Genomic DNA, 24148 nt, shown 5'->3' on the forward strand with positions numbered 1-24148 from the left:
GCAGTCTGATCTCCATGGGCAAACTCATCTATGGCTTCAACGTGTCGGTGGACGGGTACATCGCTGACGCGCAAGGCAGCATCGACTGGTCCGATCCGAGCGAAGAGCTCCTCCAGTACTGGAACGACTTCGAGCGGGAGACCGCCCTGTCGTTCTACGGGCGGCGGCTCTACGAACTGATGTCCGCGTACTGGCCGACCGCTGACAAGGCTCCGGACGCCACCCCTCTGATCGTCGACTTCGCCCGCATCTGGCGCGATATGCCCAAGGTCGTGTTCTCACGCACCCTGGAGTCGGTCGACTGGAACTCCCGCCTGGAACGCGGCGACCCGGTCGAGGTGGTGACGAAACTGAAAGCCGAAACCGACGGCAGGCTGGAGGTGGCCGGCGCGACGCTGGCCGCACCGATCGTGCAGGCCGGACTGGTGGACGAGTACCGGATAGTGGTCACGCCCACCGCCGTGGGTGGCGGCACCCCGTTCTTCCCGACACTGCCGTCATGGATATCGCTGCGACTGTTGGAGAACCGCACCTTCCCGGGCGGCGCGGTCCTGCTGCGCTACGAGGCGAAACACGACTGACACAGCTCTCGGTTCGGCTGCTTCGGGCCGGGCGGACTCGACGACCGACGCCGACCAGCCGGAAAGGGGCGCCGACCGCACCGGCCCGGTGTTCTATTCGAACGTCGTTGTTCTCCCCTCCACACCATTGTGGAGGGGTGTTCCGGAACACCCCGAGTATGCACCCGGCCACCGACAGCTTCGGGGCGCGGCCACCGTCAGTTCAGCCGCCACAGCGGGGATACCGGGCCGTGGCCTTTGCCGAGGTCGTAGGCGGCCGCCAGGCTGCGCCGGGTCCATTCCTTGGCGAATTCGAACGCGTCGGGGACCGAATAGCCGTGGGCCAGTGCGCAGGCCAGGGCTGCCGCCAGGGTGTCGCCGCCGCCGTGGTCGTTACCGGTGTCGATACGTGGCGCGGAGAACTCCAGGAACCGATTGCCGTCGAACAGCAGGTCCGTGCTCTGCGCCGAGGTGCGCAGGTGCCCGCCTTTCACCACGACCCATTGCGGTCCGAGGGCGTGTAAGGCCTCGGCCGCGGTATGCGCGGATGCTGTATCGGTGACCTCCACTCCGGTCAGCAACCGGACCTCGTCCAGGTTCGGGGTGACGATGGTGGCCAGCGGGAACAGCGTGTATCGCACCGCGTCCAGCGCTTCGGCGTGCAGCAGTGGATCGCCGTGCATGGAGGCCGCGACCGGGTCGACCACCAGGGGTACCGCGCCGTTGTGGCCGATCCCGACCTCCCGGCAGACCGCGGCGACGGCCTCGATGATGGCGCTGGAGGCGAGCATGCCGGTTTTGGCGGCGCCGATCCCGATATCACCGGCCACTGAACGGACCTGGTCCGCGACCACCTGCGGTGGGATCTCGTGGAAGCCGCTTACGCCCACGGTGTTCTGCACGGTCACCGCGGCCACCGCCACCAGGGCGTGCACCCCGCACAGGGCCATGGTGCGAGTATCGGCCTGTATCCCGGCTCCGCCGCCCGAATCGGTACCGGCGATGGTGAGCACCCGGACCGGGGTCTGTCCCGAGGGTGTCAGCGGCAACAATTTCACGCCGTCACCCTACGTGGGCGGGGTTCGGGCCGGGGTGGGTGTATCGGGTCGTCCCGCGCGGTGGGAGTCCGGAGGCGGCACAGGCGATCGGCTTCTCACGACGGTCCCGATGCTCGGTGTCGCTATCGCGCGACGTCACCTCCACCACCATGGCGGCCGGACGCGGGGCCGGAGCCTCAGCGGACGGCTTGGTCGATCAGCCGGCGGGCCGCGCGGTCGGTGCGTTCGATATCGCCGGTGACGAGCCGATCCTGCAGGATGCCGCGTAACCCGGAGACCAGCAGGGTCGCCACCACATCTGGTTCGTCGACGGTCTCCAGGGTGCGCAGCCCCGCGGTGAGGGTGCCGACGAATGTCGCGATCGCGTCGTCCGCGTATCCGGCGTAGGGCCCGTGCGGCGCGCAGGCCGCGCCGAGGACCTGGAGCATCACCCGCACGCTCACGGCGCCGGTACCGGTGGTGTTCGAGCGCCAGAAGTCCCAGAGCCGGCCCCGTAGCGCGGCGGCGTCGTCGAGATCGGCGAATACGGCGGTGAGATCCGGACGGTGGGTGGCAAGGGCCTGGACCAGGAGTTCTTCTTTGGTGCCGAAGTAGTAGATGAGCATCCGCGAACTGGTGCCCAAGGCCGCGGCCAGGGGGCGGAGCGAGAGGTCGGCCAAGCCGCGTTCGGCGATATAGCGCACTACCGCGTCGAGGATCTCGGCGCGTTTGGCGTGGTCGAGTGGGCGGGCCATGGGTTGACTGTAGCGAACGCTACAGGTATCCATTACTCCGTGACTGTACCGATCGCTTCAGAAACTCCGGCGGCCCAGGTGGTCGTCACCGCGTACGCGGGTGCCACCTCGATCGCCGACGATATGGACGAGACCTGGTCCGGGCTACTGGACGGCCGGACCGGTATCACCACCCTCGACGACGACTTCGTCGCCGAATACGACCTGCCCGTGCGTATCGGCGGAAAACTGACGGCGCATCCAGGGGCCGAACTGACCCGGGTCGAACAGCGCAGGCACTCGTATGTGGAGCAACTCGCGCTGGTCCTGGGCCGGCGGGTCTGGCAGGCGGCGGGTGCACCCGAGGTGGAGGGCGAACGGCTGGCCGTGGCCATCGGCACCGGACTCGGCGGCGGGGACGCCCTCATCGACGCGGTCGACGCGTTGCGCGCCGGGGGATACCGCAAGGTCTCACCCATGTCGGTGCCGATGGTGATGCCGAACGGTCCGGCGGCGGCCGTAAGCCTCGAAATCGGTGCGAAGGCCGGTGTTTTCGCACCCGTATCGGCCTGCTCCTCCGGTACCGAGGCGATCGCGCACGCTTGGCGGCTGATCGCCACCGGCGAGGCGGATGTGGTGGTAGCGGGTGGAGTGGAGGGACATATTCACGCTGTTCCCATCGCCGGTTTCGCGATGATGCGGGCGATGAGCACCCGCAACGACGAGCCCGCCGCGGCCTCCCGGCCGTTCGACCGGGACCGTGACGGTTTCGTCTTCGGGGAAGCGGGTGCGCTGGTGGTTCTCGAATCGGAACGGCACGCCCGCGCCCGCGGCGCCCGGATCCACGCCCGCGTACTCGGCGCCGGAATCACCTCCGACGCCTACCACATCGTCGCCTCCGATCCGGCGGGTGAGGGTGCGGCCCGGGCCATGCGCAAGGCGATCGCCGTCGCGGGTCTGACGCCCTCCGATATCCAGCACGTGAACGCCCACGCCACCTCGACATCCATCGGCGACGCCTCGGAGGCGGCCGCGATCGAGGCCGTGACTCCCGCCGCCTCGGTCTACGCGCCCAAATCGGCGCTCGGTCATTCCATCGGCGCGGTCGGCGCCCTGGAAACGATTCTGACCGTCCTCACACTGCGGGAACAGGTCGTACCGCCGACCCTCAATCTGGAGAACCCCGACGCGGATCTGGATATCGTGTGCGGCCGGGCCCGTCCGCAACGGATCGATCACGCCCTGACGAATTCGTTCGGGTTCGGCGGCCATAATGTGACGCTCGCGTTGGGCCGGGTGTGATCTGCCCCGGTGGGTGTGCGCGAGTCGAGCCGGAACGGCGCGGCACCGAATTCCGCGACCCGGGCTGAGCCGGTGTCCGTGCGCAGCCGGACACCGCTCACCGCCCGGTTCTCAGCCCGGCACCTTGTCCAGGAAGCCCAGTACGGTAGCGATCCGGCCCTGATCGTCGGTGACCAGGACATCGAAGCCGATGATCACGGGCTCGGAGCCCTCGGGTCCCAGACCCCACTGGAACCGGATCTGGCGGTGGTGGGTATCCGGCTCGCCGACCGGGGTGAAGACGAACCCGGGGAACTGCTCGTGCACCGCGCCGATGGTCGCACCGATCGCATCGTGGCCGACAGCCTCGGCGAGCGGATCGGTGTAGGACGCCTCCGGCGCCCAGTGCCGGGTCAGCAGTTCGGTCCGGGCAGCCGCGTCGGTGGTGTTCCAGGTCCGCAGGTAGGCGGTGACGGTGTCTTTCATCGAAGTTCCTTCCGAGGTTGTGTGAACCAGGTGCCATCAGCATCGCCGTGACCGGCCGCGCAGACGATTACCTCGGAGGTAATGGGATCGGTTACCAGCGCGGCTACGATTTCGGTGTGGTGATCTCGGATACCGAACCCTCGGTCGGCGGGCTGCTGCGCTCCTGGCGGGAGCGGCGCCGGTTGAGTCAGCTGCAGCTCGCTTCGGAGGCCGCGGTGTCCACCCGCCACCTCAGTTTCGTCGAGACCGGCCGGTCGCGACCCACCCGGGAGATGGTCGAACGGCTGGCCGGGCATCTGGATGTCCCGCTGCGCGAACGCAACGAACTGCTGCTCGCGGCCGGGTATGCGCCGAGCTACGGGCAGCGCGATGTGGACGCACCGGAATTGCGCTCGGTGATGGACGCCTTCCGGATCCTGCTCGACGCGCATATGCCACATCCGGCCCTGGTTCTGGACCGATGCTGGGATGTGGTCGACCGCAATGCCGCCACCGATCTACTGCTCGACGGTTGTCCCCCGGAGTTGCTCGAACCGCCGGTCAACGCGATCCGGATCTCCTTGCATCCAGCAGGTTTGGCTCCGCGTATCCGCAACCTCGGCCAGTGGCGCGGTCATCTGCTCGGCCAGCTGCGCAGCAGGCTGGATGCCACCGGCGACCCACGGTTGAAGGCCCTGGTGGACGAGGTATCGGCCTACCCGTGTCATGACGCCGGCGTCGCCGCGCGAGCCGATGTGGTGATCCCCCTCCAGCTCCGGGTTGGGACAACGGAACTCTCGTTCTTCAGCGTCACCACGTCGGCGATGTCGGCGACCGATGTCACGATCGAAGAACTACACATCGAAGCCTTCTACCCTGCGGACGAGGCGACAGCCCGCGCTGTGCTGCCGGGCTGACACCGGCCGGAAGCCGGTTCGTCGGCCACACTACGGATACAACCACGGGGCTGGACTCGATGAGCTTTTCGGGGTCGACGTGGACGCTCGCTTATGTCCTCGAGCGTCACGACCATGGTCCGTCTCGGTTTCGGAAGCTGTACTGGATTCAGTCACAAGCAACAGTTTTCGAGTCAGGAGCAATTATGCGAATCGCGGTTTTCGGGGCGACGGGCACAGTCGGGCAGCACATCGTCGAGCAGGCGCTGGCGCGCGGATACGAGGTCACCGCACTCACCCGCGACGCCGCCCGGATCACCCGCACGCACGAACATCTGCGCATCGTGGAGGGTGATGTGCTCGATCCAGAGGCGGTCGATCGGGTGGTCTTCGGTCAGGACGCGGTCCTGGTGGCGCTGGGCAACGGGCGCAAAGGTGTGGTGCGGGCGGAGGGCACCCGCACGGTCATCGACGCGATGAACCGCACCGGGGTGAAAAGGCTCGTCTGCCAGTCCACGCTGGGTGCCGGCGACAGTCGCGCCAATCTGGACTTCCTGTGGAAGTACATCATGTTCGGCCTGCTGTTGCGCCCGGCCTACGCCGACCACCAGCAGCAGGAGACGTACGTGCGGGCCAGTGATCTGGAATGGACCATCGTGCGGCCCAGCGCTTTCACCGACGGGCCGCGGACCGGCACATACCGGCGCGGATTCGGTGCGAACGAGACCGGACTCAGCCTGAAGATCGCCCGGGCCGATATCGCGGAGTTCCTTCTCGATCAGGTCACCGACCGCACCTACATGCACAAGACGCCGGGGATATCCCACTGAAATATACAGTGGCGACGAGTCTCGACGAGGATCCGGCCAGGATGGGTACACCCGGCTACGAAAGCAGGACTGTGGCACCGACCGCTCGTCAGAAACCGCGAGATTTCCGCCTGTTCATGGCCGGGCAGGTCTCCACTACCTTCGGCTCCGCCCTGACCGCGGTCGTGCTGCCGGTTATCGCTGTGGAGAAATTCATGGCCGACGAGTGGCAAATCGGCCTGCTGTACGCATCCTCGGCGGTCCCGGTGGTTCTTTTCGGCTTCCTGGTGGGAGTGTGGTCGGACAGGAGAGAACGGAAGCGGCTGTGCTTGATCGCGGCCGATATGGTATCCATCGCAGCCATCGGCCTTCTCTGCCTGGGCATTTCGACGGGGATAGCCGGATTCTACTGGATACTTCCGGTGAGCTTCTTGTTCGGAATATTGACGCTCGTGGTCGAGGCTCTCTATTTTTCGCACCTCGAGACGGTGATCGGCGACCGGACGGTCCTGCAGGCCCGCTCTCGGCTGATTGCCAGTGAGAGGGCTGGGGTCGTCGGCCGGTCGTGGCCTGTCGGGAGCGCTCATCTGGTTCGGCGGATATGTGTTTCCGCTGGTGATCGACCTGTTGACCTTCCTGGTCAATGCGATATGCCTCGCGTTGATCAAGAGTCCGGACAGCGTGCGGGGAGGGCGACCTGAGTCCACTGTCCGGCAGGACCTGGTGGACGGATTCCGCTTGCTCGCGCGGGTTCCGCTGCTCAAGGCATTTTCGACCTTCGGCCTTCTCATTTCGGTGGCGGAAGCGATGATCATGGCAATGCTTCCCATCCTCCTGCTGCGGCAACTGGGCCTACCGGACTTCTATTACGGCCTCGTGTTCATCGCATCGAGTACGGCCGCGATCGTCGGTGCGTGGATCTCGCCACGCCTCGGTGAACGTCTGGGAATAGTGACTGTGAATCGTCTCGGACTGATCGGAATCGCTGTCGGCACGGTCTGCATCGCTGTCGGGGCCACACTCGGATCGGTTTCGGCTGGGCTGTCGCCGGTCTCGCGACTCTGGGTCTTGCCGGGTCGGTGTGGAACGTCGGGTTGACGACCCTGGTCACCGAATCGGCTGATTCGGCTGTACTCGGGCGGGTTTCGATGAACATACGCACACTGACGGCGCTTGCCGGGATCGTCGGAGCGGTAGCCGCCGGAATTCTCGGTGGGGCCTTGGGAATCACGAATCAGCTGTGGATCGCGGTGGTCGTGGGCACGGTCGGCGTCGTTCTGATGGCTCTGGCGATGTCGCGGAACGAAATGAACTCCGCCTCGTCTGCCGAAGGGCGTGTCCATGCCGATATCGACTGAGCGCAAGTAGCGAGCGCGGACTGTATCTGCCGGTGCTGAACGGTCCGGGTGCTGCTCGGAACGAGGAACCGTGGATCGACGGATCACTGCTCCACGAACCCATCCGGACCTGTTTCCCGGCAACGGTCGCGGGCGGCCCACCTCCTCGGCGGGCCGCCCGGACGCCCTACGAGACGATCGGGAGGTACACCGCCTTCCCCGTATCAGCGAACTGCGCCGACTTCTCCGCCATCCCCGCCTCGATGGCTTCCACATCGGTCAGATTGTTGCGTTCGGCGTATTCGCGGACATCCGCAGAGATCCGCATCGAGCAGAACTTCGGACCACACATCGAGCAGAAGTGCGCTGTTTTAGCCGGTTCCGCGGGCATCGTCTCGTCGTGGTACTCCCGGGCGGTGTCCGGGTCGAGCGAGAGTGCGAACTGGTCACGCCAGCGAAATTCGAAACGAGCCCGGGACAGCTCGTCGTCGCGACGCTGGGCGTGCGGATGTTCCTTGGCGAGGTCGGCTGAATGCGCGGCGATCTTATAGGTGATGACGCCGGTTTTCACATCGTCGCGGTCGGGCAGACCGAGATGTTCCTTCGGGGTCACGTAACACAACATCGCGGTCCCGGCCTGCGCGATGATGGCGGCGCCGATGGCCGAAGTGATGTGGTCGTAGGCGGGCGCGATATCGGTGGCCAGCGGCCCGAGCGTGTAGAAGGGGGCCTCCTCGCACAGCTCTTCCTCCAGCCGCACGTTCTCCACGATCTTGTGCATCGGCACATGCCCGGGCCCCTCGATCATCACCTGGACACCGTGCGATTTCGCGATCTTGGTCAGCTCACCGAGTGTGCGGAGTTCGGCGAACTGGGCCTCGTCGTTGGCATCGGCGACCGAACCGGGCCGCAGGCCGTCGCCCAGCGAGAATGTGACGTCGTAGCGGGCCAGGATCTCGCACAGCTCCTCGAAATGGGTGTACAGGAACGACTCCTGATGGTGGGCCAGGCACCAGGCGGCCATAATGGAACCGCCCCGCGACACGATCCCGGTGACCCGCTTCGCGGTGAGCGGCACGTACCGCAGCAGCACCCCGGCGTGCACCGTCATGTAATCGACACCCTGTTCGCACTGCTCGATCACGGTGTCGCGGTAGATCTCCCAGGTGAGAGCGGTCGGATCGCCGCCGACCTTCTCCAGCGCCTGATAGATCGGCACCGTACCGACCGGCACGGGGGAGTTGCGCAGGATCCACTCGCGGGTCTCGTGGATGTTCTTGCCCGTGGACAGATCCATGATGGTGTCGGCGCCCCAACGGGTGGCCCACACCATTTTTTCGACCTCCTCGGCGATCGACGACGAAACCGCCGAATTGCCGATATTGGCGTTGATCTTCACCAGGAACTTCTTGCCGATCACGGTCGGCTCCAGCTCCGGATGCCTGTGATTGGCGGGGATCACCGCCCGCCCGGCGGCGACCTCGGTGCGCACCATCTCCGCCGATACGCCCTCCCGGGCGGCGATGAACCGCATCTCCGCCGTCACGATCCCGGCCCGTGCCCACGCCAGCTGAGTGCGCGGTCCGGGCATTTCCGGCCTCTCCCAGCCGTCCCGGAGCGCGGGCAACCCGGCCTCGAGATCGATGGTCGCCGCATCATCGGTATACGGCCCGGAAGTGTCGTAGACATCGAAACGCTCGCCGTTGGTCAGGTTGATCCGGCGCACCGGAATGCGTAGACCGTCGACGTCCTGATAGTGCTTGACGCTGCCCTCGATCGGACCGGTGGTCACGGAATCGACAGGTGTGGTCGTCATATTTCCTCCCTACGCCGGCATTACCCGGTCAGGTTCATACGGTCGACGGCCCTGAGCGCTCCGCAGAGCTAGCCGTCCTCTCAGCCCGCTGGTGCGAGCCCCCGTTGGCATGTGCGATTTTTCGTCGCCGACCCTACCCCGCCCCGGACCTGTCCATCGATCGACGGTGAATCCGGCCAGTTCTCCGGCGGCCTACCAGCCCGAGCCCACGGTTCTGGAGGACAGAGCGAAGGAACGCAACCACCGAGCGCCTGCGACGCGTAGTGGGCCGTCCAGCGGCCGGCGACCATTGAGTACTTACAGTGTTGGGAGCCCACCCATGCTGTTCGAGGTTCACTTCTACATCCACCTTCCGTCTACTCCGGATGGTCCACCCTGGTAGGCGGGGGTGCCGCCCCGGTTCTGGAGTGACAGAGTGAAGGAGCGCGGCGACCGATCCCATGCGATGTGCGATGTGCCGTCGGTTGTCCAGAGATCGGCGACCATCGAGTACTTACAGTGTTGGGAGCCCACCCATGCTGTTCGAGGTTCACTTCTACATCCACCTTCCGTCTACTCCGGATGGTCCACCCTGGTAGGCGGGGGTGCCGCCCCGGTTCTGGAGTGACAGAGTGAAGGAGCGCGGCGACCGATCCCATGCGATGTGCGATGTGCCGTCGGTTGTCCAGAGATCGGCGACCATTGAGCACTTACAGTGTTGGGAGCCCACCCATGCTGTTCGAGGTTCACTTCCACACCCACCTTCCGTCTACTCCGGATGGTCTGCCTTCGACGGCGGGGCCCGCCCCGGTTCTGGAGCGACGTAGCGAAGGAGCGCAGCGACTGAGCGAAGGAGTGAAGAACCGGGGTTAATAGGGCCCCGCCCCGCGCCGCCGAAGGCGGCGCAAATAAACACAGAGCGATAGGGTCTATCCGTGACCCTCTCGCATGGATCGCTGATGACCGCCGACGAGTTCGAAGAACTCGACTCGGCTGCTCAGCGGATTTCCGAAGGGCTGCGGCTCGAATATCTGAACGGCCTACTGGCCGCGAAGGCGCGACCGGATACCAACCACACCCGGGTCGTGCAGTGGCTGGCGCGATTCCTGGTGCCGCGCCGCTCCGAACTGTGGCTCTTCGCCGATCGCGGCCTGCGGGCCGGGCGTAACGGTGGCAGCCGGGTACGGCCCGATGCGATACTCGCGCCCGCGTCGGCCTTCGCCGGTGAGGGTGAATGGTCGGATCCGCAGCCGGTCTTCATGACCATCGAGATCAGTTCGCGGGCCCAGCACACCGAACTCCGCGACCGGCTCGACAAACCGTTCCTCTACGCGGCCACGGGTATCCCGCTCTACTTCCTGATCGACCGCGGTGCCGCGGAGGTGAGCGTGTACAGCGAGCCGGAAGACGGGCGCTACAGCACCAAGGTGACCGTACCGTTCGGCACCGATATCGAAATCCCGGAGCCGCTCGGGGTCTTCCTGGCCACCGATCCGCTCGCGGACTGGCTGTAGCGCGGGTCAGTCGGTGAATTCGGCGATCACCGGGGCGTGATCGCTGGCACCCTTGCCTTTGCGTTCTTCCCGGTCCACCCCGGCATCGGTGACCGTCGCCGCCAGGGCCGGGGAGGCCAGCACGAAATCGATGCGCATCCCTTCTTTCCGGGGAAACCGCAGCTGGGTGTAATCCCAATACGTGTACACCCCGGGACCGGGCGCGAACGGCCGCATCACATCGGTGAAACCGGTATCGACCATCGCGTCGAACGCGTCCCGTTCCGGTTGCGACACATGGGTTCTACCGGCGAAGAACTCCGGCGACCAGACATCGTCATCGGTGGGCGCGATATTCCAGTCCCCGACCAGTGCCGTCTTCACCTGCGGATCGGCGGCGAGCCAACGAGCGGCATTATCGCGCAGCGCGGCCAACCAGGCGAGCTTGTACTCGTAATGCGGATCGGTCAGCGCCCGGCCGTTGGGCACGTACAGGCTCCACACCCGGACTCCGCCACAGGTGGCGCCCAGGGCCCGCGCTTCGACGGTCGGCGAGGGGATGAGGGTATCGGCGGCATCACGGTCGAACCCGGGCTGGTCCGGGAACCCGATCTCCACATCGTCGAGCCCCACCCGCGAGGCGATCGCCACCCCGTTCCACTGATTCAGCCCGATATGCGCCACCTCGTACCCGGCCTCGGTGAAACGCTCGAACGGAAACTGGTCGTCGCGGCACTTGGTCTCCTGGAGCGCCAGCACGTCGATATCCTGGCGATCCAGCCAGGCCAGTACGCGGTCCTGCCGAGAGCGGATCGAGTTGACATTCCAGGTGGCCAGTCGCAAAGAAAACCTCTGTGTTCATGGCGGCGCCTGCGGCGCCGCGGGGCGGGGCCCTATCAACCCCGGTTCTTCACTCCTTCGCTCAGTCGCTGCGCTCCTTCGCTACGTCGCTCCAGAACCGGGGCGGGCCCCGCCATGGAAGCAGACCATCCGGAGTGGACGGAAGGTGGAGCGGAGGTGCGTCTCGACCGGCAGGGGTCGGACCGGACCACTGTAAATGCTCGATCGTCGCCTGACGTCGGACGGCCCGACTGGGCGCGGTCTGTCGCTGTGTTTCTTCGCCTTTTCGCTCCAGGGCGGGGGCGGGCTTCGACCACGGAGGCGGACCATCCGGAATGGGCGAAAGGTGGGGGCGGAGGTGCGCCTCGACCGGCAGGTTCGGCCCGAACCACTGTAGATGCTCGAGGGTCCGCTGCTACTGGACGGCCCTGCCCACCGCGGTTGCGTAACGGGGTCGGTCGTCCTCGCGTCGACCAGGCGCGGGAGGAGTCGTTGCGGACGGATCTCGATCGGCCGGTGCAGTGCGTTCCTTTGCTTCGTCGCTCCGGAACCGGCGGGTATCGGACCTCGGCCGGTCGCGACGGCGCTACAGGGTGGTTCCGGAGCTGCCGGGGACGGCGTAGCGGTAGCTGTGGTGATCGACGAAACCGAGTTCGCCGAACAGTTCCAGGGCATCGACGTTACCGGCCTCTACCTGCACGTACGCATGTGTTGCGCCACGATCGTGGCCCCAGCGCAGCAGTTCACCGCAGACGAGTGCGGCCAGGCCGTGCCGGCGATGGGCGGCTACGACGGCCACGCAGGTCAGGCCGACCCAGCGGCGGCCGTCCGAGGCGGCGGTGAGGGCGCCACGGGCGATGGCGATGGGATTGGGCAGGCCCAGCGAGGCGAATCCCAGTTGTCCGTCGTGTACGGCGGAGAGCACCTCGGGGAGCGGCACTGTGGCGGTGTGGCCGCTGGGTTCGTCGCCGCGGTAACGGTGGATCTCCAGCCAGGAGATATCGGGTTCGGGAGCGATTCGCACCATGGACGGGCCCTGGGGTAATACGAAATTTTCCAGATCGATGCCGAGGACCCGGGTCTCACCCCAGCTGTTCCAACCCGACGGCACAGTGGCCAGCCGGTCCGGCAGCGCCAGTTGCAGTGGTAGCCCCTGGGCGGCGTACCAGGCACCGATCCGATGCAGGGTATCCGGGGTGATCCGGGCGGGCCCGCTCGAATCACCGATGGGCACAGCGGAATTGGCTCGACGGGTGTAACCGTGGCCGGCGCGCAGTAGCCACCCGTCGATCCAGGCGTATTCCGAGCCGGGCCAGCCGAAGGCCGCCGCGGTTTCCAGCGCACGGATCTCCGAGGTGCGAATCGGCCTGGGCGTCAACGATTTCAACGCCACCACGCTGGCGGCCGGGATCATCACCGGATGCCCGTCGGCGGCCAGGACGGTGAGCGGATTCGTCTCCACCACCTCGCCGATCACATCGGTCAGCGGCGGACTGCTGCCCTCGGGCAGTCGATAGCGCACCACGACCCGTTCGCCGAGTGGGATATCGGTGATCGGGATATCGTCGTCGGGCTCGTGCGGGTCAGTCGTCATGTCCGAAGGGGTCCGGGTCGTTGCCGGGTAGCCAGTCGAGGCCGGGGACGCCCCAGCCGTTGCGTTTGACCGCCTTCTTCGCCGCTCGCGCATGACGTCCGACCAGCACGTCGATGTAGAGGTGGCCGTCGAGATGACCGACCTCGTGCTGCAGCATGCGGGCGAAGAAACCGGTGCCCTCCACCGTGACCGGTTCGCCGTGCTCGTCGGTTCCGGTGACCCTGGCCCAATCGGCACGGCCGGTCGGGTACTGCTCTCCCGGTACCGACAGACAACCCTCTTCGTCGTCATCGGGATCCGGCATGGTCTCGGGGATCGCCGAGGTCTCCAGCGCTGGGTTGATCACGGCTCCGCGCCGCCGCGTCACCGTGCCGTCCTCGGCCTGGTCCGGGCAGTCGTAGACGAAGAGACGCTTGGACACTCCGACCTGGTTGGCGGCGAGGCCGACACCGTTGGCGGCGTCCAGGGTCTCGTACATATCCGTGATCAGCCCGGCCAGTTCCGCCGGCGATTCGGTCACCGGCGCGGTGGGGCTGTGCAGCACGGGATCGCCGACGATCACGATGGGCAGGATTGACATGGATACGAGCTTATTGGGGTCGGTGCCGGGCTGTGAAAAGGGCCTGCTCTGTGCGGTCGCCCTCGCGGGTCCGGGCAGGTGCGACGGGTCCCGGTGAGTCTTCTGGTACCACCGTCCCGGACACGCCGGACATCGACGGCAGCGCTCACCCGAGCGGCGTGGTTGAATATCGCAAGGCAGTAACACGGTGACCTGATCGTGTCCTTCAGACGGCGATCGCGTCCGGTGGTAACTCGGCGAGGAGCAAGATGGACGGCGCAGCAGCGCGGGATCTTTCCGCAATCCAGGGCAGTCCTCCGGCCAATACAGAGAATACGAATTCCGAAGCGGCCCGAGATCCCGAGAGCGGCCTGAGTCGCCGCGAACACGAGATGCTGGCTTTCGAGCGGCAGTGGTGGAAATACGCGGGCGCCAAAGAAGAGGCCATCCGCGAACTGTTCGCGCTGTCGCCGACCCGCTACTACCAGGTCCTCAACACCCTCATCGACCGGCCCGAAGCGCTGGCCGTCGACCCGATGCTGGTGAAGCGCCTGCGCCGGCTGCGCGCCAGCCGGCAGAAATCACGCGCCGCGCGAAAGCTCGGTTTCCAGGTCTGAGGGCCGACGCCGGCGGCGGCGCCGAAAATACCGGCCCCGACCCGCCCCGCCGCAGGCGGGGCAAATAAACACAGCAGGCGCTAGGCTCGGGCGGGTGAGCAATTCGAACCCTGGCTCCGGTGGACCGCCGCTGCGCGCGACGGCAATGGTTCTGATCGCCCTGGCGATCGTTTTCGCCGGTCTGGGCGCGATGTCGCTGTCGAGCGCCGATTCCGAGAGCTCCGACAACACCGAGGGTGCCGGGACGGCATCGTCGACGACCGCCCTGGCCGCGCCGCGCGCCACCACCAGCGCGGCGGTTGCGCCCACTACAGCGGACGCGGGGTCCTCGACCACGACCGCCGTCGCACCCACGACTACCGCGGCGGCCGACGGTGTGGATCGGTCCGTACCGATCCGGGTGCTCAACAACAGCATGGTCGCTGGGCTGGCATCCACGACCGCGAGCGATCTCACGGCACGTGGCTGGACCAATACCACGACCGGGAATTACGCCGCGACCACTCTCGCGGCCACCACCGTGTACTACGGCAGCGCGCCCGGTGACGCGGAGACCGCCGCCGCGGTCGCCGCGGATATCGGTGCCACCGCCGCACCCATGATCCCGGGACTGGGTGACGGTTCCGGGATCGTCGTGGTGGTGACCGGCCGGTGATCCCGGCCGGAGGTCGGGGGTGCCCCGGGCGGATACAGAGGCCGTGGCATCATCTGATGCGTCGAAAGATCGTTGTCGAAACGCTCTGTCCGTAAACTCGGTACTCGTAAAGGAGTTCCCAGATGGCACCGTCCACTTCTCGTCGCCCGTCTTGGCGTAGCGTGACGCCGGTGCTGGCTGTCGCGGCTTTCGGCCTCGTTGCCTGCACGAACAGTCAGGAATCCAGCGATGTGGCGGGTACGACTCCGCCGGTGTGGACGTCATCCCCGGCACCGGCCGGCGCGGGCGAGCACGGTGAGCACAGCGAGGAGCAGGACACCCCGGCCGGTTCCGGTACCGAGGTCGAGCTGAAGTCGCCGAGCGGCGCGAAGATCGGGACCGCGAATATCGCCCAGGACGGCAATCATCTGCGGATCACCGTCGATACGACCGGTCTCACCCCCGGCTTCCACGGGTTGCATATCCACCAGGACGGTAAATGCGAGGCGAATTCGGCCCCGCCCGCCGGTGGTGCGCCCGGTGACTTCCTGTCCGCGGGTGGACATCTGCAGGTCGGCGGTGCCACCGGCCACCCGGCCAGCGGTGATCTGTCCTCGCTGCAGGTGCGCAAGGACGGCCACGGCTACCTGGTGACCACCACCGACACGGTCACCCTGAGCGATATCCAGGGCAAGGCGCTGATCGTGCACGCCGGTTCCGACAACTTCGCCAATATCCCGGACCGCTACAGCCGTGAGGGCGGCACCGGCCCGGACCAGCAGACGATGAGCACCGGTGACGCAGGCGGCCGGGTCGCCTGCGGCGTCATCGGCGGCTAGTACAGACGCGCGACAGCGGAGGGGCGATATGGGTGGGGCGCGGATCGATCCGGTGCCATTCCGTGGATCGCCCCGGCCGACCATCGGTATCGAATGGGAGATCGCGCTCGTCGATAAGACGAGTCGCGATCTGTCCAATACCGCGGCTGCGGTTTTCGACGCGGTGGGTGAGTTGCGCGCGCACGACGGCACGCCGCAGGTGAGCAAGGAACTGCTCCGCAATACCGTGGAGTTGGTCACCGGAGTGCACGAAACCGTCGGTGGGGCCCTGCAGGATCTGTCGGGCACCATGGACACCGTGCGCCGGGCGGCGGACGGACTCGGGGTGGATCTGTTCTGCGCGGGCACACATCCGTTCGCGCAGTGGTCCACTCAGCAGCTGACCCGTTCCGAACATTACGACGAATTGATCGAACGCACCCAGTGGTGGGGGCGGCAGATGCTGATCTGGGGCGTGCACGTCCACGTCGGAGTCTCCCACCGGGAGAAGGTTTTTCCGATCCTGAACGCCCTGCTGCTGTCCTATCCGCATCTGCTGGCGCTGTCCGCGTCCTCACCGATGTGGTCGGGCTCGGACACCGGGTATGCGAGCAATCGTGCGCTGATGTTCCAGCAGTTGCCCACGGCGGGACTACCTTTCCAGTTCGAGAACTGGGGCGAGTTCGAGCGGTATGTGCACGACCAGATGAAAACCGGTGTGTTCGAACAGCTCGGCGGTATGCACTGGGATATCCGGCCCGCGCCGAAATGGGGCACCATCGAGGTGCGTATCTGCGACGGTATCTCCAACCGGGCGGAGCTGGCCGCGCTGGCGGCGTTCATCCACTCCCTCATCGTGTACCTGGACGACAAGGTGGAACGCGGTGAGACGCTGCCCACACTGCCGCCCTGGCATGTGCAGGAGAACAAATGGCGGGCCGCCCGTTACGGGCTGGACGCCATCGTGATCGTGGGCGACGACAACCGGGAGCGCCTGGTCACCGAGGATCTCGAGGAGCTGCTGAACCGGCTGGAGCCGACCGCGCAGCGGCTCGGCTGTGCGGCCGAACTCGCCGCGGTCGCCGATATTCCGCGGCGCGGGGCCAACTATCAGCGACAGCGGCAGGTGGCCGCGGCGTCCCAGGGGGACCTGATCGCGGTGGTGGACGCACTGGTTCGCGAACTCGGCAGCTGACCTATCCGGTCCGCTGCTGTTCAGCAGCCCGGTGACCTGCCGTTCACGTGCCGTTTACGATAGGCGGGTGCTAGTCGAAAACCCGAATATGGGAGCCGGAGCAGCGGCGCGCAGATCGGTGCCGCGAAGGGGGATTCGGGTCGCCGCCGTCGCGGCGGTGCCGGTGCTGCTGCTGGTGCTGCAAGGGGTGGCGGTATGGCGGGGGTACGAGGGGCCGCTGACGAGCCTGGCCCGCGACTACGTCGGCACTCCGAAATCCATGACCGTGCCCTGGGCCGGCCTGATCCTGGCGCTGGTCGGGATCTCGGCCCGGCGCCGGGTGATCGCGTTCGGGGCGGCCGTTGTGATCGATCTCGCCTTCGCGGGAGCGCGCGTGCTGATGGGCGGGCCGTTCACGGTCGGTAACGGACCGGTTCTCGTGCTCACCGCATTGGCGCTGGTGGCCTGGTTGCGCTGGACGGGCATCGAACGGCGCGATGCGCTGCACGCCGCCGCGCTGGGTGCGCTGCTGGTCCTGGCGACCAAGGTGGGTGACGTCTGGCTGCATATCACCGCGGATGTGCGGCCGCAGGTGCTGGACCAGTACGTGATGCTCGCCGATCATGCCCTCGGCGATCCGGCCTGGGTGATGGGCCGGGTGCTGGAGACCCTGGGTCCGCTACCCGACGCCGTGCTGCACTGGGTGTACATCGAACTGCCCGCGGCGGCCATCGTAGTGGCGGTCTGGCAGTTGCGGTCGGTGGTGACCGCCGGCCGGTGGCCGAACCACTATCTGGTGCGGACCTTCCTGGTGCTGGGCCTGGTGGGGCCGCTGGTGTACATCCTGTTCCCCGTGGTCGGGCCGATATTCGCCTACGGGGTCGACGGGAACGGTTTCCAGCTGGGCAATTTCTGGCCGAATGTGGTGCCGCCGCTCGATCGGGCACCGGAAGCGATCGCCTTCGACTCGTTCTCGCCGCGCAACTGTATGCCGTCCATGCACACCGCGTGGGCGCTGGCGCTGTTTCTGCACACCCGTCGCAACGCCGATGGTTCGCTCGCCCCGACCTGGCTGCGCTGGGGTGGGATGTTCTGGCTGCTGTGCACGCTGGCCGCGACCCTCGGATTCGGCTACCACTACGGGGTCGATCTGGTCGCCGGTGCGGTGCTCTGCCTGACCGTGGAATCGGCGCTGCGGGAACCGGAACGCGGCTGGGGCTGGTTCCGGATCCGCCTGGTCGCCGGTGGGGCGATGGTACTGGTGACGCTGCTGCTGGGCTACCGGTATCTCGCGGTGCACATGGCCGACTATCCGGTGGTCGCGGGATCGATCGTCTCGGCGCTGCTCGCCGCGCTGGCCGCGGGTTTCCATGCCACCTGGTTCGCCCGGCGCCGCGCCGACCGGCCGGCGGAGCCCGCGGCCGCGACCCTGCCCGCCGAATCGGCGGAAGCGGTGACGGCCACCGCCGATCCGCTCGATACGACGGTGGTCGGGCCGGACGGGATCACGGCTGATCCAGTTCGTCCTCGAGTTCGTTGACCACCAGCAGATCCTTGCGGTGCGACTGCTCCCGGTAGGCGGTACGGCCGATCAGGTGGGCGATCACCGGCGCGGTGAGCAGGGTGAACAGTCCGACCAGGACCAGCATCCAGACATTCGGATCGTCGTAGACCCGGATACAGGTGCCGGTCAGCACCGAGATCAGGCCGATGGCCTGAGGTTTGGTCGCGGAGTGCATACGCAGCAGGGTGTCGGGGAACCGGACGATCCCGATCGCCGCGGTGAGCGCCAGCAGTGCGCCGAAGATGATGAGGGTGCCGGAGATCCAGTCGAGTACCGTGCTCATCGGTCGTCCCGGACCCGGAAGCGGGTGACGGCGGCGGACCCGAGGAAGCCCACCAGTGACAGCGCGACGATGGCGGGCACCACGCTGGTATCGCGGCTGTAGGCCGCCCATACCGCGAGTCCGCAGATCGCCATCGCGATGATGGAGTCGATCCCGACCACGCGGTCGAGGGTATCGGGGCCCGCGAGTATGCGATATCCGGTGATCAACGCGGCCGCACTGAGCAGGACCGCGGCCACCACGGCCACGACTATCACTGGGTCACCTCCTGGCCGGTCTGCGGTGGGAGCGGGGTGGCGCGCCGCTGGAACGTGTCGATCAGCAGACCTTCCACCACCCGGATGGTGCGGTAGAACTTCGCCACCGCCTCCTCGCTGCTGACATCGATGACATGCACATAGACCACGCACTGTTCGCGGTCGAGTTCCAGCACCATGGTGCCCGGGATCAGGTTCAGCAGGTTGGTGCACAGCACCAGGACCAGGTCCGATTTGAAGGCGAACTGGACTTTCAGCACGCCGGAGACCGGGGGCGGCACGGGCCGCAGTGCGAACCAGGCCAGCTGAAGGCTGGATTCGAGCCCGTAGTAGACGCTGACCGCCGCCAGTTTCAGCAGCGGTAGCAGTCGCAGCCGCCCGCGCACCGGGATCCGGGGCAGCGGAAGGGCCACCATGATGATCGCACCGGCCGCGAGCCCGGCCGCGACATTGGCGATGCTGACCCGCCCCCACAGCGCCACCCACACCACGGTCAACCAGATCAGGATGCCGACCCGCAGCACATTGTCGCGGTTCACCAGTTCACGTAGCGCGGTCATTTCGTCCCCCCGCCCAGGACCGCGCCGATATAGCTCGCGCGGTCCTGTAGTTCGGCCGCGGCGCGGTCGGCGATACCCAGCACCGGGCCCGCCCAGACGGTGAGCGCCAACCCGACCGCGACCAGCGCGGCGGTCGGCAACACCATCATGGCCGGTAGCCGCCCCGGGTCGGTGCGCTCGTCGTAGAGCATGTCGGTGTTGTCCTCCACCAGCGACGGCAGGGTCGCGGCCACCAGATGGCCGTCCGGCGCCTGTTCCCGCGGCCGCCAGAACGCCTTGCTCCACACCCGGGCCATCACGTACAGCGTGAGCAGGCTGGTGACCACCGACCCGGCCACCAGGATCCAGGCGAGCGAACTGCCGTTCTGTGCGCCGGCCTGGAGCAGCGCGACCTTGCCGATGAAACCGGAGAACGGTGGTATCCCGCCGAGATTCAGCGCGGGGATCAGGAACAGGCCCGCCAGTATCGGGCTGGCGGCGGCCAATCCGCCGACCCGGCGCAGCGAGGTCGAACCCGCCTGCCGTTCGATCAGGCCGGCCACCAGGAACAGCGCGGTCTGCACGAGGATGTGATGCGCGATGTAGTACACCGTGCCCGCAAGCCCGACCGCGTTGGCGATCCCGACCCCGAACATCATGTACCCGATATGGCTGACCAGGGTGAACGACAGCAGTCGCCGGATATCGTTCTGCGCGATGGCGCCGAAGATCCCGATCAGCATGGTGAGCAGTCCGGTGATCAGCAGCAAATTGTCGAAACCGCCGTCGGGGAACATCAGGGTCTGGGTTCGCACGATCGCGTACACGCCGACCTTGGTGAGCAGGCCCGCGAAGACCGCGGTGACCGGCGCCGGAGCGGTGGGGTAGGAATCGGGCAGCCAGTTCGACAGCGGGAAGACCGCCGCTTTGATCCCGAACGCGACCAGCAGCACGGCGTACACGGCCTGGCGGATCCCGTCGGGGATCGCATCCATCCGCAGGGACAGTTGCGCGAAGTTCAGGGTTCCGGTGGCGCCGTAGACGACGGCGGTGCCGATCAGGAAGATCAGCGACGACACCATCGACACCATCACATAGGACACCCCGGCTCGGATACGCTGCGCGGTCGCGCCCAGGGTGAGCAGCACGAACGAGGCGACCAGCAGGATCTCGAAACCGACGAACAGGTTGAACAGATCACCGGCCAGGAACGCCATCGCCACACCCGCGCTGAGCACCAGGTAGGTGGGCCAGAAGATGGAGGTGGGCTGTTTGGCCTGGGCGTCGGCGATGTTCTGGCCGGCGCCGTAGAGCGCGACCGCGAGCAGCACGATCGCCGAGACCAGCAGCATGGCGGCGGAAAGGCGGTCTACCACGATCGTGATACCGATCGGGGTCTCCCAGCCGCCGACCTGAACGGCGACCGTTCCGTCGCGGTCGGCGAGATAGAGCAGCACACCGCAGACGGCGACGGCGCAGCTCAGCGCGACGGTCGCCAGCACCCGCTGCACTCGCGGACTGCGTCCGACGACGAGGGTCAGGGCGGCGGCCAGCAGCGGAATGAGTACCGGCAGCGGCGCGAAGGTGGCGAGCAGATCGTGCGACAGACTCATTCTTCGGGTTCCTCCGGCGGGCGCGCGGCGATCCCGACATCCTCCGGGTCGTTCTCGACTTTTTCGCTCGTGGTCAGGATGTAGGAGCGGTACGCCAGCGCCAGGACGAACGCCGAGACTCCCATGGTGATGACGATCGCGGTCAGCACCAGCGCCTGCGCCAGTGGATCGGCCATGGTGTCGTGATCGGCATCGCTCGCGCCCTGGATCGGCGGCGCTCCGCCGGGTCCGCCCATGGTCAGGATCAGCAGGTTGACCGCGTTGCTGAACAGCAGGATGCCGAGCAGCATCCTCGATACGGTCCGTTCCAGCAGCAGGTACACCCCGCAGGCCATCAGGATCCCGACCACGATCAGAAGGGTGAGATTAGCGGTCATATACCTGCACCAGCTCGTCGTCGAGGCGCGCGCCGAGGCTGCGCAGCACATCCAGGATGAGGCCCACCACGATCAGATACACGCCGAGATCGAAGAACAGCGAGGTTACCAATTTGATGTGACCGAGCAGCGGTACCGAGGCCTCCACGATGGTCGAGTACAGCGGCGGATACCCCAGCACCAGTGATGCCGTGGCGGTGCCCGCGGCCAGGATCAGTCCGGCACCGAGCAGATGCCCGGCTTCGACGGGCAGTGCTTCACCGAGTTCGTACTGACCGCCGGCGAGATAGCGCAGTACCAGTGCCAGACCGGCGATGAGGCCGCCGGCGAAACCGCCACCGGGCGCGTTGTGACCGGAGAAGAAGAAGTACACCGACAGGACCATGATGGTCGGGAAGACCAGGCGGGTCGTGATCTGCAGGACCATCGACCGGTCCCGGCGGTCCACCAGCCGCCCGGCGGGCAGCCAGCTCACTTTGCCCGGGCTGTAGTTCGGGGCGTCGGCCGCGCGTGGTGCCGCGCCGAACCGGCGGCTGCGGAATACCAGTGAGGCGACGCCGGTCGCGGCGACGACCAGGACCGATATCTCGCCGAGGGTGTCCCAGGCACGGATATCGACCAGTAGGACGTTGACCGCGTTCTTGCCGCCGCCGAATTCGTAGGCCGCCGCGGGTATACGTTCCCAGATCGGCTGCGCATTGCGCGCCGCGCCGGCGAACGCCGCCAGGACCGGGACCGCGATCCCGACCGCGATGGCGATGGCGGCCCGGCCGACCTGGAAACCCGTCTGCTGTTCCGGGCCGATCTCGGCAGGGAAGGCACGCAGGACCAGGACGAAGACCACCAGGGTGAGGGTCTCCACCAGGAACTGGGTCAGGGCGAGGTCGGGGGCACCGTGCAGGGCGAAGATGACACCGCAGCCGTAGCCGGTGAGCCCGACGACCAGCACGCTTGCCAAGCGGTTGCGCAGTACGGTCGCGCCCAGCGCCATGGCGATCATGATCGCGCCGATCACCAGCTGCAGCGGGGAATCCCACAGCCGCAGTTCCACACCGGTGCGCGTCCCGACGGCCAGGACCACCGCGGGCAGGATGACCAGCGTGCCGAGGATGATCGCCTGGTTCAGTGGGAGCGAACCGCGCTGTACCGAAGTGGTCATCTTCAGCGACAGCCGGTCCATCGCCCGCAGGGCGGTGTCGTAACCGCGGTCGGCGTTGCCGAGCAGGGTGGCCGATTCGCCGAACCGGTCCTGCACCGAGAACAGGGCGAGGCCGCCGGCGATGATGACGACGGTGAGTGCGAGCGGCCAGGTCAAGCCGTGCCAGAGCTGGAGATGCTCGGTCAGCTCGCCCGGCAGGGTTTCGGCGTACGGTGCCAGCAGGCCGTCCATCCAGGGCGCGGCGAGTCCGGCGGCCAGCGAGCCCACGGCGAGCGCGACCGGTGCCGCGATCAGTCCGGCGCCGGGCGCGTGCCATCCCGGGACCGGGACCCCGGGTTTGTCGGAGAAGGCGCCCCAGACGAAGCGCGCGCTGTAGGCGACGGTGAGCATGGACCCGAGCACCAGACCGGCGCCCAGCAGCAGCCGCACGGTGAGGGAGAGCGGCTCGGCGTCGAGCTCAGCGGCCAGCGCCGATTCCTTCGCTACGAAGCCCCAGAGCGGCGGTATCCCCGCCATGCTCAGCGCGGCCAGCGACGCGGCACCGAGGAGGACCGGTGCGCGGCGCCCCAATCCGGAGAGTTCGCGCAGATCACGGGTGCCTGCCCCGTGGTCGATGATGCCGACCACCAAGAACAGGGCTGCCTTGAAAAGGGCGTGCGCCACGATCAGACCGATACCGGCGAGCGCGGCATCCGGGGTGCCCAGACCGACCATCACCACCAGGAAGCCCAGCTGGCTCACCGTGCCGAAGGCGAGGACCAGTTTCAGGTCGGTCACCTGGAGGGCGCGCAGCCCGGCCAGCAGCATCGATGCCAGGCCGAGAGTGAGGACCAGCGGTCGCCAGACCGGTGCGTCGGCGAAGGCGGGCGCGAGGCGGGCGATCAGGTAGACACCCGCTTTCACCATGGCGGCCGCATGCAGGTAAGCGCTCACCGGGGTGGGTGCGGCCATGGCGCCGGGCAACCAGAAGTGCAGCGGCACGATGGCGGATTTGCTCAGCGCGCCCACCAGCACCAGTCCGATCGCGACCTGGATCGCGATACCGCCCGGCGGATGTTCGGCCGCCAGCAGGTCCGAGAGCAGATAGCTGCCGTAGGACTGTCCGAGGATCACGATCCCGGCCAGCATGGCCAGGCCGCCCGCGCCGGTGACGAGCAGCGCCTGCAGGGCGGCACGGCGTCCCGGGACGCTGTCGGAGTTGTGCCCGACCAGCAGGAACGACAGGACGGTGGTCACTTCCCAGAACGTGAAAAGCAGCAACATGTTGTCGCTGGTGACCAGGCCGAACATGGCTCCGGAGAAGGCGACCAGCCAGGCCGCGAACGAGCCCAGCTTCGGTTCGCCGTCGGTGAAGTAACGGGCGCAGTAGGCGAGTACGAGGGCGCCGATACCCAGTACCAGCGCGCTCATCACGGTCGCCAGCGAATCGAAACGCAGGTCCAGCGACAGATCGATGGTCGGCGCCCACGGCAGCCGGACCTGGATCTCGTCGTTCCAGTGGGCGACGACCCAGCCGAGACTACCGAGCGGTACCAGCGCGAGTGGGTAGAACGCATTGCGGCCGAGTGCTCGCACAGCGGAGGGCGCTATCAGCGCGGCCAGGGCGTGTGCGAGCAGGATGGCGAGCAAGCGTTACCTCCGTCGGGGTCGGGGCGGCGGGGTATTGCGCGCTCATCATATGCGAGCACGAACTGGGACAATCGTACAGATTAA

At 67.0% G+C, this 24148-nt stretch carries 26 protein-coding genes; 13 read left to right on the plus strand and 13 right to left on the minus strand.

The window, feature by feature from the left end; all coding sequences use genetic code 11:
• Positions 1 to 14: 14 nt before the first annotated feature.
• Positions 15 to 581, plus strand: a complete 567-nt coding sequence (locus IEY68_RS23930; protein ID WP_058855303.1) for a dihydrofolate reductase family protein — start codon at positions 15 to 17, stop codon at positions 579 to 581.
• Between the two features lie 197 nt (positions 582 to 778).
• Here the strand turns inward: IEY68_RS23930 and thiD are convergent, their stop codons facing one another.
• Complete coding sequence (gene thiD, locus IEY68_RS23935) at positions 779 to 1618, minus strand: bifunctional hydroxymethylpyrimidine kinase/phosphomethylpyrimidine kinase (protein WP_058855302.1); 840 nt, start codon at positions 1616 to 1618, stop codon at positions 779 to 781.
• Positions 1619 to 1794: 176 nt separating this feature from the next.
• A complete protein-coding gene (locus IEY68_RS23940; RefSeq protein WP_058855301.1) occupies positions 1795 to 2352 on the minus strand; it encodes a TetR/AcrR family transcriptional regulator in 558 nt (185 codons plus the stop codon).
• A gap of 39 nt (positions 2353 to 2391) precedes the next feature.
• On the opposite strand from IEY68_RS23940, the gene IEY68_RS23945 reads away from it, so the two are divergent.
• Positions 2392 to 3633: a KasA/KasB family beta-ketoacyl-ACP synthase gene (locus IEY68_RS23945; RefSeq protein ID WP_058855300.1), complete on the plus strand. Its 1242-nt coding sequence runs from the start codon at positions 2392 to 2394 to the stop codon at positions 3631 to 3633.
• A gap of 111 nt (positions 3634 to 3744) precedes the next feature.
• On the opposite strand, the gene IEY68_RS23950 is transcribed toward IEY68_RS23945, so the two are convergent.
• Positions 3745 to 4098 carry a nuclear transport factor 2 family protein gene (locus IEY68_RS23950; RefSeq protein WP_058855299.1) on the minus strand — a complete coding sequence of 118 codons (354 nt, stop codon included), beginning with the start codon at positions 4096 to 4098 and terminating at the stop codon, positions 3745 to 3747.
• Between the two features lie 47 nt (positions 4099 to 4145).
• Here IEY68_RS23950 and IEY68_RS23955 point away from each other — a divergent pair, with 47 nt between their 5' ends.
• The 5 genes from IEY68_RS23955 to IEY68_RS23970 all read left to right on the plus strand — a co-directional run bounded on the left by IEY68_RS23955 (position 4146) and on the right by IEY68_RS23970 (position 7140).
• Entirely contained in the window at positions 4146 to 4994 is an 849-nt protein-coding gene (locus tag IEY68_RS23955) for a helix-turn-helix domain-containing protein (protein WP_308434990.1), read from the plus strand.
• A 185-nt stretch (positions 4995 to 5179) separates the two neighbouring features.
• Positions 5180 to 5803 (plus strand): NAD(P)-dependent oxidoreductase, encoded by a 624-nt coding sequence (locus IEY68_RS23960; protein WP_058855298.1) that lies wholly within the window; start codon positions 5180 to 5182, stop codon positions 5801 to 5803.
• A gap of 41 nt (positions 5804 to 5844) precedes the next feature.
• Positions 5845 to 6483 (plus strand): MFS transporter, encoded by a 639-nt coding sequence (locus IEY68_RS23965; RefSeq protein ID WP_156426222.1) that lies wholly within the window; start codon positions 5845 to 5847, stop codon positions 6481 to 6483.
• Positions 6386 to 6880: an MFS transporter gene (locus IEY68_RS37160; RefSeq protein ID WP_234293536.1), complete on the plus strand. Its 495-nt coding sequence runs from the start codon at positions 6386 to 6388 to the stop codon at positions 6878 to 6880. The genes IEY68_RS23965 and IEY68_RS37160 overlap by 98 nt, the downstream gene beginning before the upstream one ends.
• Positions 6877 to 7140 carry a hypothetical protein gene (locus tag IEY68_RS23970; protein ID WP_156426221.1) on the plus strand — a complete coding sequence of 88 codons (264 nt, stop codon included), beginning with the start codon at positions 6877 to 6879 and terminating at the stop codon, positions 7138 to 7140. The genes IEY68_RS37160 and IEY68_RS23970 overlap by 4 nt, the downstream gene beginning before the upstream one ends.
• A gap of 166 nt (positions 7141 to 7306) precedes the next feature.
• On the opposite strand, the gene thiC is transcribed toward IEY68_RS23970, so the two are convergent.
• Complete coding sequence (thiC, locus tag IEY68_RS23975; protein WP_058855294.1) at positions 7307 to 8935, minus strand: phosphomethylpyrimidine synthase ThiC; 1629 nt, start codon at positions 8933 to 8935, stop codon at positions 7307 to 7309.
• A gap of 914 nt (positions 8936 to 9849) precedes the next feature.
• Between thiC and IEY68_RS23980 the strand changes: the two genes are divergently transcribed.
• On the plus strand, positions 9850 to 10428 hold the full coding sequence (locus tag IEY68_RS23980; RefSeq protein WP_229718952.1) for a Uma2 family endonuclease: 579 nt from the start codon (positions 9850 to 9852) through the stop codon (positions 10426 to 10428).
• 6 nt (positions 10429 to 10434) lie between these two features.
• Here IEY68_RS23980 and IEY68_RS23985 read toward each other — a convergent pair whose 3' ends face one another.
• From IEY68_RS23985 to IEY68_RS23995, 3 genes are all read right to left on the minus strand, one after another.
• Positions 10435 to 11250, minus strand: a complete 816-nt coding sequence (locus IEY68_RS23985; RefSeq protein WP_058855292.1) for an exodeoxyribonuclease III — start codon at positions 11248 to 11250, stop codon at positions 10435 to 10437.
• A 583-nt stretch (positions 11251 to 11833) separates the two neighbouring features.
• Positions 11834 to 12841 carry an N-acetylglutamate synthase, CG3035 family gene (locus IEY68_RS23990; protein WP_058855291.1) on the minus strand — a complete coding sequence of 336 codons (1008 nt, stop codon included), beginning with the start codon at positions 12839 to 12841 and terminating at the stop codon, positions 11834 to 11836.
• A complete protein-coding gene (locus tag IEY68_RS23995; RefSeq protein WP_058855290.1) occupies positions 12831 to 13421 on the minus strand; it encodes a peptide deformylase in 591 nt (196 codons plus the stop codon). Before IEY68_RS23995 ends, IEY68_RS23990 begins: the two co-directional genes overlap by 11 nt.
• Before the next feature lie 248 nt (positions 13422 to 13669).
• Here IEY68_RS23995 and napA point away from each other — a divergent pair, with 248 nt between their 5' ends.
• The 5 genes from napA (at position 13670) to IEY68_RS24020 (ending at position 18183) form a co-directional block, all read left to right on the plus strand.
• A complete protein-coding gene (gene napA, locus IEY68_RS24000; protein ID WP_058855289.1) occupies positions 13670 to 14017 on the plus strand; it encodes a nucleoid-associated protein NapA in 348 nt (115 codons plus the stop codon).
• A 94-nt stretch (positions 14018 to 14111) separates the two neighbouring features.
• Complete coding sequence (locus IEY68_RS24005; protein ID WP_058855288.1) at positions 14112 to 14672, plus strand: LytR C-terminal domain-containing protein; 561 nt, start codon at positions 14112 to 14114, stop codon at positions 14670 to 14672.
• Between the two features lie 122 nt (positions 14673 to 14794).
• Complete coding sequence (sodC, locus tag IEY68_RS24010; RefSeq protein WP_058855287.1) at positions 14795 to 15490, plus strand: superoxide dismutase[Cu-Zn]; 696 nt, start codon at positions 14795 to 14797, stop codon at positions 15488 to 15490.
• A gap of 28 nt (positions 15491 to 15518) precedes the next feature.
• Positions 15519 to 16664 (plus strand): glutamate--cysteine ligase, encoded by a 1146-nt coding sequence (locus IEY68_RS24015; RefSeq protein ID WP_058855286.1) that lies wholly within the window; start codon positions 15519 to 15521, stop codon positions 16662 to 16664.
• An 88-nt stretch (positions 16665 to 16752) separates the two neighbouring features.
• Positions 16753 to 18183: a phosphatase PAP2 family protein gene (locus tag IEY68_RS24020; protein WP_082681403.1), complete on the plus strand. Its 1431-nt coding sequence runs from the start codon at positions 16753 to 16755 to the stop codon at positions 18181 to 18183.
• Here the strand turns inward: IEY68_RS24020 and mnhG are convergent.
• The 6 genes from mnhG to IEY68_RS24050 are packed head-to-tail and all read right to left on the minus strand — an operon-like array spanning position 18149 to position 24064.
• Entirely contained in the window at positions 18149 to 18490 is a 342-nt protein-coding gene (gene mnhG, locus IEY68_RS24025) for a monovalent cation/H(+) antiporter subunit G (protein ID WP_058855285.1), read from the minus strand. The genes IEY68_RS24020 and mnhG overlap by 35 nt on opposite strands.
• The gene (locus tag IEY68_RS24030) at positions 18487 to 18747 is read right to left on the minus strand and encodes a monovalent cation/H+ antiporter complex subunit F (RefSeq protein WP_058855284.1); all 261 of its coding nucleotides are present in this window, start codon (positions 18745 to 18747) and stop codon (positions 18487 to 18489) included. The genes mnhG and IEY68_RS24030 overlap by 4 nt, the downstream gene beginning before the upstream one ends.
• Positions 18744 to 19307 carry a Na+/H+ antiporter subunit E gene (locus IEY68_RS24035; RefSeq protein WP_058855283.1) on the minus strand — a complete coding sequence of 188 codons (564 nt, stop codon included), beginning with the start codon at positions 19305 to 19307 and terminating at the stop codon, positions 18744 to 18746. Before IEY68_RS24035 ends, IEY68_RS24030 begins: the two co-directional genes overlap by 4 nt.
• On the minus strand, positions 19304 to 20899 hold the full coding sequence (locus IEY68_RS24040) for a Na+/H+ antiporter subunit D (protein WP_058855282.1): 1596 nt from the start codon (positions 20897 to 20899) through the stop codon (positions 19304 to 19306). Before IEY68_RS24040 ends, IEY68_RS24035 begins: the two co-directional genes overlap by 4 nt.
• The gene (locus IEY68_RS24045) at positions 20896 to 21276 is read right to left on the minus strand and encodes a Na(+)/H(+) antiporter subunit C (RefSeq protein WP_058855281.1); all 381 of its coding nucleotides are present in this window, start codon (positions 21274 to 21276) and stop codon (positions 20896 to 20898) included. Before IEY68_RS24045 ends, IEY68_RS24040 begins: the two co-directional genes overlap by 4 nt.
• Positions 21266 to 24064: a Na+/H+ antiporter subunit A gene (locus IEY68_RS24050; RefSeq protein WP_058855280.1), complete on the minus strand. Its 2799-nt coding sequence runs from the start codon at positions 24062 to 24064 to the stop codon at positions 21266 to 21268. Before IEY68_RS24050 ends, IEY68_RS24045 begins: the two co-directional genes overlap by 11 nt.
• Positions 24065 to 24148: the final 84 nt, after the last annotated feature.

This window comes from Nocardia jinanensis (assembly GCF_014645735.1).
GTDB lineage: Bacteria > Actinomycetota > Actinomycetes > Mycobacteriales > Mycobacteriaceae > Nocardia > Nocardia jinanensis.